The organism is Natronincola ferrireducens (assembly GCF_900100845.1).
Lineage (GTDB): Bacteria > Bacillota > Clostridia > Peptostreptococcales > Natronincolaceae > Natronincola_B > Natronincola_B ferrireducens.
In genome coordinates this window covers 25,820-38,153 of sequence record NZ_FNFP01000012.1, presented here as the reverse complement: position 1 = coordinate 38,153, position 12,334 = coordinate 25,820, and the positions used below count along the sequence as shown (strand labels likewise).

The 12,334-nt window shown below is 36.5% G+C and carries 8 protein-coding genes and 1 rRNA gene; 7 read left to right on the top strand and 2 right to left on the bottom strand.

The annotated features are described in order from the left end of the window. Positions 1-110: 110 nt before the first annotated feature. The 7 genes from rrf to BLS22_RS14195 all read left to right on the top strand — a co-directional run bounded on the left by rrf (position 111) and on the right by BLS22_RS14195 (position 10,508). Positions 111-227: ribosomal RNA gene (rrf, locus tag BLS22_RS14225) — 5S ribosomal RNA — on the top strand. A gap of 269 nt (positions 228-496) precedes the next feature. Continuing rightward, positions 497-1,006, top strand: a complete 510-nt coding sequence (locus BLS22_RS14220) for a thioredoxin family protein (protein WP_090554940.1) — start codon at positions 497-499, stop codon at positions 1,004-1,006. 308 nt (positions 1,007-1,314) lie between these two features. After that, complete coding sequence (nrdJ, locus tag BLS22_RS14215) at positions 1,315-3,669, top strand: ribonucleoside-triphosphate reductase, adenosylcobalamin-dependent (protein ID WP_090554938.1); 2,355 nt, start codon at positions 1,315-1,317, stop codon at positions 3,667-3,669. Positions 3,670-4,299: 630 nt separating this feature from the next. Beyond that, positions 4,300-5,649 (top strand): APC family permease, encoded by a 1,350-nt coding sequence (locus BLS22_RS14210; RefSeq protein ID WP_090554935.1) that lies wholly within the window; start codon positions 4,300-4,302, stop codon positions 5,647-5,649. Positions 5,650-5,853: 204 nt separating this feature from the next. Continuing rightward, positions 5,854-7,806: an oxidoreductase gene (locus tag BLS22_RS14205; protein WP_090554934.1), complete on the top strand. Its 1,953-nt coding sequence runs from the start codon at positions 5,854-5,856 to the stop codon at positions 7,804-7,806. A 323-nt stretch (positions 7,807-8,129) separates the two neighbouring features. Continuing rightward, complete coding sequence (locus tag BLS22_RS14200) at positions 8,130-9,836, top strand: sigma-54 interaction domain-containing protein (protein WP_090554932.1); 1,707 nt, start codon at positions 8,130-8,132, stop codon at positions 9,834-9,836. A 180-nt stretch (positions 9,837-10,016) separates the two neighbouring features. Continuing rightward, positions 10,017-10,508: a pyridoxamine 5'-phosphate oxidase family protein gene (locus tag BLS22_RS14195; RefSeq protein ID WP_090554930.1), complete on the top strand. Its 492-nt coding sequence runs from the start codon at positions 10,017-10,019 to the stop codon at positions 10,506-10,508. Positions 10,509-10,562: 54 nt separating this feature from the next. On the opposite strand, the gene BLS22_RS14190 is transcribed toward BLS22_RS14195, so the two are convergent. Beyond that, positions 10,563-11,102 (bottom strand): superoxide dismutase family protein, encoded by a 540-nt coding sequence (locus BLS22_RS14190; protein WP_090554928.1) that lies wholly within the window; start codon positions 11,100-11,102, stop codon positions 10,563-10,565. 138 nt (positions 11,103-11,240) lie between these two features. Then, positions 11,241-12,320: a histidinol-phosphate transaminase gene (gene hisC / locus BLS22_RS14185; protein ID WP_090554926.1), complete on the bottom strand. Its 1,080-nt coding sequence runs from the start codon at positions 12,318-12,320 to the stop codon at positions 11,241-11,243. Between the last annotated feature and the right edge of the window lie 14 nt (positions 12,321-12,334).

The following is a 12,334-nucleotide window of genomic DNA, read 5'->3' as shown; positions in this document are numbered from 1 at the left end:
AATTATGGAAATGAAAAATTGAAAATGGAAGATGAAAAGCATAAAGACCTTAGGAAACAAAGGATTTGACTTTAATTTTACATTTTACATTTTACATTGCCTTCAAGAAATGTCGTGACAATAGCGAAGGGGTCACACCTGTTCCCATACCGAACACAGAAGTTAAGCCCTTCAGCGCTGATGGTACTTGGCGGGAGACTGCCTGGGAGAGTAGGTCGTTGCGACGTGAAAGAAAAACTCCACTGATTGTGGAGTTTTTTAGTTTTTGCATATTCCATAGAATCATCGTTGAAAGGGCTTAATTAAATTAAGGATTTATTAATTTTTGTAATATATCTATATGGAAAAGAATATCTTTTATAACAATGTTTATTAATTATGAATAAAATTTCCTTAACAATTTGGCTTCCAATCCTATCAATTTACTTAAAATTCTCTTTAAATAATGATATAATAAAATAATAATCTATACTTCCAATATAGGAGGATGATAAAAATGAATTTACATCAATTGTTTGAATTAGGTGTTTCTTTTCAAGAATTCTTAAATAAAGATCAAGATATTAATAGAGAAAAGACTTTAGAGATATATGAAAATATTTTTCTAACAGAAGAGATGGTACATAAGATTCAGAAGATCGACACCCCTATTTATGTGCTGGCCTTTGCTGAAATATGGTGTCCTGACTGCATGATTAATGTACCCGCTCTACAGAAAATGAAAGATATAAACCCTAAGATTGAGGTTGCGATATTACCTAGAGAGGGTTATGAGGCCTATATGAGTGGTTATAAAGTTGGTGGCAAAGTAAAGATACCTACGTTTGTAATTTTAGATAGTCAATATGAAGAAAAAGGTGTATTTATAGAGACCCCTAAAATTGTAAAGGATATTGTAGCTAAAGGTAATCAAGTAGAAATTATCGTAGCAAAGAGAAAATATAGAAAAGGTGAATATATTAAGGATACAATTGAGGAAATACTAAATATTATTTTTAGAAAATAGGCTATAGGCCTATTTTTTTGTAGAAAATCAATCTGTCATTAATAATCAGGGAGAACCATTATGTTAAACGGTATAGGGAGGAAGAGATAAGAGCAGAGAACAGAAAGTATAAAAAAATACAAATGGGAGATATCAGGAACTAATCGTATAAAATGAATAAAAAAATTCTAAAAATCTTCTATAAAAGCAAGGAAGTATTTTGACTTTTAAATTAGAGGGTGATACAATATTTTGTGCATATAAAATTTAAAAACACCATATGTTGTCACAGGAGATACTGTTACATATAAGTGAAAGGGCGGATGGTTATGGTAAAAGTTATTAAAAGGGATGGGAGACTAGTGGAATTTGATCTCTTTAAAATTAGTAATGCAATAGAAAAAGCCATGGCTGAAACTACGACTGGAATAGATGTAGGACTAAGCAAAGAAATTGCAGAGAAAATTGCTAGTCTCATCAAGGGATATACTTCTCCAGTTCATGTGGAGGAAATTCAAGATATTGTAGAGACAATGCTGATGTCTAGTAATAGAAAAGAGGCAGCTAAAAAATATATTGTGTATAGAAGTCATCGTAATAGAACAAGGGAAGCAAGAAAAAAAGAGGAGAACAGACTATTATCCGATGAATTTATTAGTAAATATAAGCATAGATTTTCACCAATGAAGCAATTAGGCAACTTTGTTTATTATAGAACCTACTCCCGATGGTTAGCAGAGGAAGGTAGAAGAGAGTATTGGTGGGAGACTGTTAGAAGGGCTGTAGAATACAACTGTAGTCTTGTACCAACCACTAGGGAGGAGGCTGAAAAGCTTTTTGATAATGTTTATAATTTAAAACAATTTTTATCTGGACGAACCTTTTGGGTTGGCAACACACCAGTGGCTAAAAACTATCCTATGTCCAATTATAACTGTGCTTTTTTAGTGATAGATAGCATTGAATCCTTTAAAGATTTATTCTATCTCTTAATGATAGGTTCTGGTGTAGGAGTGAGGGTATTGCAGGATGATATCAAAGGTCTACCAAGGATTAGACGGGATTATGAATTAATACATAAGGACTATATTCCAGTGCCAATAGAAGCTAGAGAAGATAATACTAGTTTAGAATTCTTATATAAAAATATTGTTAAGATTACTGTGGGAGATAGTAAGGAAGGTTGGACCCAAGCCCTAGATTTCTTTTTTAAGCTTCTATATAGCCATGAGTATAGACATGTGAAAACCATCATTATAAACTATGATCATGTAAGACCTAAAGGAGAAAAATTAAAAACCTTTGGGGGAACCGCCAGTGGTCATGAAAGTTTAAAGAATATGTTTTATAAGATAGATAAAGTTATTGAAAATATTAAAGGTACCCATGACAGCAATAGAAGTAAGCTACGTCCCATTGATTGTCTGGACATTGCCAATATTATTGGAGAAAATGTTGTCGTAGGCGGTGTAAGACGTACAGCTGAAATGGTATTAATTGATGCTAAGGATAAGGAAAGTATTGAAGCTAAATCTAATTTATATAAACAGATTGATGGACAGTGGCTGGTGGATAAAAGTATTATCCATAGACAAATGAGTAATAATTCTATTTATTATGAAGAAAAGCCTTCTAGAGAAGAACTCCACTGGCTAATAGAAAAAATGAGATATTCTGGAGAACCTGGATGGGTAAATGCACAGGCAGCAAAAAAACGTAGACCCAATATGAATGGTGTAAACCCTTGTGGAGAAATTTTATTGGACTCCAAAGGCCTATGTAATTTAACGACAGTAAATGTTTTTGCTTTTGTAAAGGAAGATGGAACATTAGATAAGGAAGGCTTAATAGAGGCTCAACGATTATCAGTGCGAACAAGCTATAGAATGACCTGTGTAGAGTTAGAGCTGCCTCAGTGGGATGCAGTACAAAAGAGGGATAAGCTATTGGGGGCATCTTTAACAGGATGGCAGGATATGGTGAATGCCACCAACATTAGCAGAGAAGAGGAAATTAAGATACTTCAAGAACTAAGGGAGGTAGCCCATAAAGAGGCAAAGGCCTATGCCCAAGCTATCGGGGAAAATCCACCTCTATTGATCACCACTGTAAAACCAGAGGGAACATTAAGTCAGCTACCTACTGTTTCTAGTGGAGTTCATTATTCCCATGCTCCTTATTACATAAGAAGAATAAGGGTAAGTGCTGATGATCCACTGGTGAAGGTTTGCGAAGAGTTAGATTACCCTGTCTTACCAGAGGTGGGTCAGGAATGGACAACCTGTTCCACAAAGGTTGTAGAGTTTCCTGTAAAGGCACCCCAAGGAAAGACCAAATACGATGTCTCGGCTCTAGAACAGCTGGAAAACTATAAAATGTTTATGAATCATTATGTAGATCACAATTGTTCCATTACTGTCCATGTAAGGGATCATGAATGGCAAGAAGTAGAGGAATGGGTATGGAATAACTGGGAAGATACTGTAGCCCTAACCTTCCTATCATTGGAGGACAATTTTTATAAATTATTACCCTATGAAGCAATAGACGAAATGGAATATAATCGTAGGGTAAAAGAAATGAAGGATTTTATTCCTTCTCTTATCAGTAAATATGAAAAACAAGAAATTGAAATAGAAATTACAGAAAGTGGTTGTGAATCAGGGATTTGCCCTATCCGTTAAAATCTTCATAAAAATTATTTAAAAAGATAAGATGTTTTATCATCCTATCTTTTTTTGTTTATAAATTACTATAAATTAGATTGGGCAAAAGAAATTAATTTTGCCAAGTCTAAGGAAATACTAAAAAGTTTTCTACTGAAATAGGGAATTTAGCTTGGTTTTTAACTATTTGATTATAAAATAGCAATTATAATTTCGATTGACAAAAAAAATTGCGCTTTTTTATTGCACATCTAGAGACAATTAAGGGATTTTTTCTTATTATACTGGATAAAAAGAATGCAGCAATAAAAACTGATACTAAATAAAAGCTTTAAAATACAGGGATTGGATTCTTCATAACTTTGGCATAGAAATTGCTTTAATATATTTATGAAAAGCCATCTAGCAAACTGCTTCTAAATATACGATAGGTACAGGTTGATACCTTTCATAAAATCTCTAGTCCTAGGATTTTTACCTAAAGGTAAAACATGTAGACCTTTGTATACTAAATTGAAGTCTAAGGGTGTAGATTTGCAGCGTGTCATTTGTTGAGATTGGGAGCAGATGTTAATTGAAGGGAGGCATTAATAAAACAGAAGGGATGGTTTTTTAAAAGATTTATATAAATTCTAAAGGAGGATTAATATGTCTGATGTTACTTCAACTATTACTTCAACGAAAGACCTAAAGAGGGTGTTGGGAAGAAAAGAGTTATTATCTATTGCTATTGGCCAAACCATAGGTTCTGGAGTTTTTGCATTGACAGGAGTGGCTATTGCAATGACAGGCAGATCCGCCAATCTGGCTATGCTTATTGCTGCTATTTTTACTCTGGCTATGACAGTCCCTATGTTACTGGTCAGTGGCACCATTAGAATGAGGGGGGGCTTTTATACCCAGTTGGGATTGTTAGCACATAAAGGCTGTTCTGGATTTTTTATAATTATTCATATTCTTGCTTGGTCTGCTTTATCCATGTATGCCATCAGCTTTGCTGATTATCTGTTGGCACTGATACCAGGCCTGAATCATACTTTGGTGGCTTTTGTGGTCATTACTGCCATTTATTTAGTAAACATGTTTGGGATACAGGGAGCAGCCAAACTTCAAAATGCTATGACACTCATTATGTCTCTAGCCATTACTGCCTTCGCAGTTTATGGTGTTGGACAGATACAGCCAGGATTTTTTAATCCTAATGAATTTATGACCGGAGGTATATCTGGACTCTTTGCTGCTGGAGCACTACTTACCTGGGCCATTGGGGGAGCGAATGTAGTCATTCATCTTGGAGCTGAAGCTAAAAATCCTACAAAAGACATTCCCTTTGCAATCATTGCTGGAACTTTAATTGTAGCTTTATTCTATGCTGTTATGTCTACAGTGGCTTCAGGAGTACTTCCAGTAGCAGAGGTAGCTGGTCAACCGTTAACACTGGTAGCTCAACGAGTACTCCCTAAACCTCTCTATATTTTCTTTGTGGTGGGGGGTGCCATGTTTGCATTAACAACTACCCTAAATTCCTGTTTTGGATGGGTTACAAAGCCTATCCTACAGGCAAGTGTAGATGGATGGCTACCAAAAGGTTTGAGCAAATTAAATAAGTATAAAGCGCCGTATATTATTTTAACCCTATTATATGTGGAAAGTCTCATACCTATTTTCTTTCGATTCAATATCTCCACCATCGGAAATATGGCTGTAATTTTAAACAATCTATTTTTTGCTATAGTATGTTACTCAGCCATAAATCTACCTAAAGTACTTCCAGATCTTTGGCAAAAATCAAAATATCATGTATCCCATAAGGCTTTGGTGTTTTTCAGTTTGTTAGGGGCAGCCTCCAGTGTAGCTCAGATAGGGCTACTTGTGGGAGTACTTACCCCGGCAGAATTTATTGGAAACGTAGCTGTGGCTGTCTTCGCAGTACTTTATGCAGCTTTTATGTTAAAATCTGGTAAGGTTAACATGGAAATCAGTTACGAAGAAGCTTAGTATTAACAACTCAAAACCTGTTTTAAAGAAAAGAATGCTACACCTATTTAGAGAGCTAGATGTCAACTAATAAAAATAACAATGGTACATGAAACAGGTTAGGACAATTGTAGGTTTAGCCAGAGGTGGAACTGACGGTTATTTGAAATAAAGAGGCATTTGACAGACCCATTAATAAAACTAGACTGAGAAAGGAGAATTTTTTTGAAATCATATGTAAATTTAACAAGCCCCTTAAAGGTAGGAGCCCTAACTCTTAGAAACCGAATTGAAGCTGGTCCCAGCAACACAGGTAATGGGACAGTGGAAGGGTTCCTTACCCCCGAAAGTATGGCATATTTTGAATTAAAAGCTAAGGGAGGTGCTGCCATTGTAACGATTGGTGAGAGCAACGTTCATACAAAGACTGGTGTTGCCCACGGAAGAATGCCATGCTTGGACAATCCAGATATTTTACCATCGCTGGTGAGAACTACAGAAGCTATTAAACGTCATGGAGCTTATGCCTCCATTCAATTACTCCACCCAGGTAGAAGAGCCAATGCTGCCTATTATGATGGTGTCGTATACGGACCCAGTGCAGGACCTGCATTGTTTGGCTCCCCTATCGTAGAAATGAATGAAGATGTGATAGAAGAAGTGGTCAATGCCTTTGGAGATGCTGCAGAGATGGCAAAGCTTGGGGGCTGTGATATGTGTATGATTCATGGGGCCCATGGCTGGTTATTACATCAATTTCTATCACCATTGAACAATCAGCGTACCGATCGCTTTGGAGGAAGTCTGGAAAATCGTGCTCGCATCTCTCTTATGGTTATTGACAATATTAGAAAAAAATGTGGTCCTGACTTTCCTATCGAGTTTCGTCTAAGTGGTTCAGAACATGTGGAAGGGGGACTTACCATTGATGATATGGTGGCATTCTCTCAAATGATCGATGATAAAGTAGACTTGATTCATGTATCAAGCTGTACTTTCCACAATCCAGCCACCAATACCCACATGTTTCCTTCAGCATTTCATGAACGGGGAATTAATGTACCATTAGCAGCTGCTATTAAAAAAGCAGTGAAAACACCGGTAGCGGTGGTTGGTGGTCTCAATGATCCTGAGATGATGGAAGAAATTATTGCTAGTGGGAAAGCAGATATTGTCGCCCTTGGACGAGGATTGTTGGCTGATCCCTATTTGCCTAAAAAGATTAACTCAGGAAAAGCCCACGATATCACCCCATGTCAGCGATGTCTTATATGTTTGAGTGGAGACTTTGTGCCCTATATTAAGTATCCTATTAGAAGCCTTCGATGTGCAGTAAATCCTCATATTGGTCGAGAACAGGAAATCAAGTTTCACATGCCTGTTGAAGCCCACAGGAAAGTACTTGTGGTGGGAGGGGGGCCTGCTGGTATGCAGGCAGCAATCACTGCTGCAGATCGAGGTCATGAAGTAGTTCTTTGCGAGAAAAAAGATCATCTAGGTGGATTAATTGAATTTGCTGACCATGTTCCCTTTAAAGAAGATCTTCAGAAATTTCGGGAACTACTGATTCGTCGAGTGGAGGAAAGGGATATTCAGGTAATGCTCAGTACAGAAATCACCCCAGAGAAGGCTCAGGAGCTTAAGCCAGATGTCATTATTGCAGCCTTGGGAGCTGCTCCTTTGATTCCAAACATACCAGGCTGGGATCATCCTAAGGTAGTTTTATCCACAGATATTTATAGTAAAGATCAATGTATTGGTGATAACGTGGTCATCGTCGGTGGAGGATTGGTGGGATGTGAAGAGGCATTAAATTTATGCCAGCAGGGGAAAAGGGTAACAGTTCTTGAAGCAAGACCCGATGTGGTAATTGATGGAGCATATCTCTATCGAGAAGCTCTACTGCTGGAACTAGATAAGTGGCCAGTCAATATCTTAACCAACACCAGCTGCAAGGCCATAACTGATGAAGGTGTGATAATGATGGATCTGGAGGGTAAAGAAGAATTGATTGAATGCGATACAGTGATTCTTGCAACTGGCTTAAAGGCTAAACGCCAGGAAGTAGATGCTTTACGGGGATCTGCACCAGAATTCTATGCGATAGGTGATTGTCTGAAAGCTAGAAAGGTTATGGAGGCTGTACGTGGTGGTTATGATGCCGCTATGACACTATAAAAGTCTAAAGAATGATGAACATATCTACAAGCAAAAGCTTTAGGTATGATTCATCATTTTTTAATGTTCAACAAATTAAGGTTTTAAATTTACTACAAATGAAGAGCACAGACAGGAAGTATAGGAAAGTTTAGAAGCTGGAAGGATTTATGTGCTTTATCACGAATAATGAACAAAGGATTATAATATGAATGAAATAGTGAAGCTTGTTGGAAGTAAAGAATTAATTCCACAATAAAAAGCAGTATGATGAAAATTAATTGGAATTATAAATAAATTATGGCAATCTTAATAAGCTTTGTAAATTCTGTGGGAGGAGGTGTATGATGGAAAATTCAATCTATAAAATATTGGAGTGGGTAGATAAGCCGGTATTGATGGTGGATAAGGAGGATTGTATTATATGGTTGAATAAGACTGCTAGAAACCTACTAGATGGTGATCTGCTTCAAGGTAGATATTTTTATGGGGAGTTTCTAAAACAAAGGGAAACGATGTCAGGCATTAAGGACATAGTGATGTATGCTGGTAATCGATATTTGTTAGAAAAAGAAGCTTTGCCCACTGATGACTATAGTGTTTATTATCTAAAAAACCAAATGTTGACAGAGTATGAAGTGAAGGAGGCTTATTACGAAACCATTTTAGAGCACATTAGTGAAGGGATTTTGGGAAGTGATGGAGAAGGAAAGGTAATCCTTTATAACAAGGCAGCGGAAGAAATTGAAGGATTAAAGGCACAGGATATTTTAAATCGTCACTTGGATGAAATTTATATTAGTAATGCACAGGAAGGATCAGAACATGAAAAAGTACGGGATACTGGGAAACCCATCCTCAACCAGTATAGGAATTTTGCCCTTTGTGACCGAATGGGACACTACATTTCTTACAATACCTACCCAGTACAAAAAGACGGAAAAATTATGGGAGCCGTGACAATTTCCAGGAATGAGAAAAGACTTCAAGAACTGATTTTTGAAACCATTGAGTTAAAAAGAAAAATTGCTTGTAGTCATGATAGGGCCCAATCAAAAGAAAATAGCACTGCTTACACCTTTGAAAATATTATTGGAAATAGTAAGGAAACCTCAGAGCTTATTCGAGAAGCACAAATGATGGCAATGGTAGACAGCAACATCTTGGTCATTGGAGAGACAGGAACTGGAAAAGAGGTATTTGCTCAAAGCATACATCATTTCAGTAAAAAAAGTAAACAACCCTTCATTGCCATCAACTGCTCTGCCATCCCAGAAAACCTTCTAGAAAGTATTTTATTTGGCACTGTAAAGGGGGCATACACTGGTGCCCAAGATTCTACAGGCTTGTTGGAGGATGCTGGTGAAGGCACTCTTTTTTTGGATGAACTGAATTCTATGCCACTGGCCATGCAATCAAAGTTACTTAGGGTACTTCAAGAGAAGAAGGTACGAAAGGTTGGAGGTTCTAAGCTCTTTCCAGTCAATTGTAGAATTATCAGTGCTGTCAATGAAGACCCTAAGAATCTAATGGACACTGGACGTCTTCGAAAAGATCTTTTTTACCGAGTTTCTTCTCTAGTTTTATACCTGCCCCCTTTAAGGGAACGAAAAAGAGATATTGAAGCTCTTATTCAGTATTTTATTGAAAGGTACAACCGTATACTTCAAAAAAATGTAAGGGGAGTATCTGATGAACTTAAAGAAATACTATTGGGATATAATTGGCCCGGTAATATTAGAGAACTGGAATATGTCATTGAAAATCTCATGATAAGGTCTGGTATTAATGAACAGCTGATGGTAGAAGATATCCCTCCTTACTTAAGATCAGATTTAACAAAAATTAATTACGAACAGTTGATGATGGAGAGAAGAGAAAAACAGGGATCATTAAAGGAAATTTTAGAGGAAATTGAAAGGGAATTGATTGTAAACACTCTAGAGGAAACAAACTGGAATGTAACGAAGGCGGCTGAAAAGTTGCAGATCCTACGACAAAGCTTAAGATGTAAAATGATTCGGTTAAACATTGTAAGGGAACAGAAATAAAAATTAGAGGGATTAACCAATGGTTTAAAAGAAAACCTATAAGAGGATGCACAATAAAAAGGAGGAACTCCACCATTTCCTAACTATTGTATTTTGTATAGATTTTCAAAAAAATCTTCATAATAAATTTGAATAGGTTTAACCAAAGCTGTTCAAAAAAGTTGAAGGAGATGGTAGTAAATGAATAGAAAAATGTCCCCTTTAGAATTACGTAATCATATTAGGGAATTTTTAAAAGAACATAAAAGTGCTTCTCTTGCCACCTGTCAAGATAGTATACCTAGATGCAGTCCTGTGCAATATTTTCTTGGAGAAGAAATGGATATATATATATTGTCAGCAGGGGGAGAAAAGTTTAAGTCTATAGAAAAAAATCCTAACGTTTGTTTGTTGGTCAACACTGAATATATCAACTTCAGACGAATCAAAGGGATACAAGTATTTGGACAAGCCACAATTTGCGCTCAAGATAAAAGTGTATTTGAGGAAGCTATGAAATATAATCCAGATAATGAGATAGTACAATTCAAGGGAGATAAGTTAAAGGCTATAAAAATCGTACCCACAGAGGTTGTCTATTTAGATTCACTAGAGGATGGAAACAGAACAAAGCAGATTTTAAGACATGAAAAAGTGGTTTTAAAACCAGAGGAACTCCTGACAATCCATTAAGATTAAAAGAAAAAGGGATTTCGTTATGATGCGAAAGCCCTTTTTCTTTTAGTGTTAATAGTACCGTTGAATAATTCCACAGGCAAGACGCTTTCCAGCATTACCTGCTGGTTGGGAACGGTAGTCATTAGGGTTTTCATGGATAATGATGGTTTTGTTGATGACATCGGCGGGTTTAAATCTGTTGGTAAAAAAGCTCATTCTAGCATAACCATTGTTGGAAAACAATACAGGGAAATCTCCGGCATGATTACCATGGGGCTGATTGTCGGGATCCCAGTGTCCTCCTGCTGCTTGGAAGGGATCTTCAGGGTTGCTAACTTCGCAGGTACCAAACTCATGAATATGAAAGCCATGGGGTCCTATGGGGTCTTCTTCATCTGTAGCTGGTCTATAGGAAGGTAGACCATAAACTTCCGTATAAACCTCTGTACCACCTGCAACTCTCTTAAACCAAATAGCTCCATAGATTTCAGGACGAAGGGGGCCACCCTTCACATAGGCTACAGCCAATGAATTAGAATAAGAATAGGGATAATAATGATATTTCCATGGAGAACCACCGCTGTTATGATATCTACATAATTCAACCATAATTGATTAACCTCCTCGTGAAAAATTGAAACCATTTATTCCTGGAACTCAATATATAATATGCAGGTCATAACAAAATGGTATAAATGACAAAAGAGTAGAGATAACCTCTACTCTAAAAATATTTAAATATATAGATTAACTCAAAATTTCCTTTAAGTTTGCAATAAATTTCTTGTTTTCCTCCATAGTACCAATAGAAACCCTTACATAGGTGTTGTACATAGGTCGAATAATAATACCCCTTTTTTGAAGTTCTAAAAAAACTTCTCCACAATCTTTTCCAGTATCAAAGAAAATATGGTTGGTTTCAGAAGGGGCATACCAAAGTCCCATTTCTCCAAAGACCTTATAGAGATATTCCTTACCTTCTTTATTTACTTCAAAGCTTTTTTGTAAAAAATCTTCATCATTTAAAGCGGCAATAGCTGCAACCTGTGCTAGGGTGTTGACGTTAAAAGGTCCTCTTACCTTATCAATATTCATCAAAATATCTTCAGATGCAATTGTATAACCGACACGAAGGGCTGCTAAACCGTAAATTTTAGAGAAGGTCCTCATGATAATTAAGTTAGGATATTTTTCTAACAATTTAAGGCTGTTATGGGGATAGTCTTCTCTAGTAACATATTCATTATAGGCTTCGTCATAAACCACAATGACATGCTTTGGAACAGTATCTAAAAAATCTAAGAGGTCTGCTTCTGTAAACATAGTTCCTGTAGGGTTATTAGGATTACATAGCCAAACTAAGCGGGTTTTTTTGCTTAAAGCTTCTTTCATTCCTTCTAAATCATAAGTAAAATTTTTAAGAGGTACAACTACAGGTGTGGCACCCATCATTTTTGTCGTTGTCATATATCTAGGGAAAGTAAGATTTGTTAAAATCACTTCATCCCCTTCATTTAAAAAGGTCTTAGCAACTAAATCTACCATTTCATCAGAACCACTACTGGGTTGGACTTGGGTGGGCTTAATACCAAATTTTTTAGCAATAGCTTCTTTTAAGTCTGTAGCATTACCATCTGGATAAAGATTTAATTGATCTAACATAGAGTTTATTGCCTTCTTAGCTTCTGGAGAAGAACCGAGAGGATTTTCATTAGAGGCTAATTTAATTACTTCGTTTAAACCATATTCCCTCTTCACGTCCTCGATGGGTTTTCCAGGTTGATAAGGGGTTAAGTCTTTAATTTGCTCACGAAATGTAATGGTCATTTTTAAATTCCTCC

Excerpts from the sequence above, each read along its gene's own strand:
- BLS22_RS14220 (WP_090554940.1), top strand. The coding sequence starts at position 497 with ATGAATTTACATCAATTGTTTGAATTAGGTGTTTCTTTTCAAGAATTC.
- nrdJ (WP_090554938.1), top strand. The coding sequence starts at position 1,315 with ATGGTAAAAGTTATTAAAAGGGATGGGAGACTAGTGGAATTTGATCTC.
- BLS22_RS14210 (WP_090554935.1), top strand. The coding sequence starts at position 4,300 with ATGTCTGATGTTACTTCAACTATTACTTCAACGAAAGACCTAAAGAGG.
- BLS22_RS14200 (WP_090554932.1), top strand. The coding sequence starts at position 8,130 with ATGATGGAAAATTCAATCTATAAAATATTGGAGTGGGTAGATAAGCCG.
- BLS22_RS14195 (WP_090554930.1), top strand. The coding sequence starts at position 10,017 with ATGAATAGAAAAATGTCCCCTTTAGAATTACGTAATCATATTAGGGAA.
- BLS22_RS14190 (WP_090554928.1), bottom strand. The coding sequence starts at position 11,102 with ATGGTTGAATTATGTAGATATCATAACAGCGGTGGTTCTCCATGGAAA.
- hisC (WP_090554926.1), bottom strand. The coding sequence starts at position 12,320 with ATGACCATTACATTTCGTGAGCAAATTAAAGACTTAACCCCTTATCAA.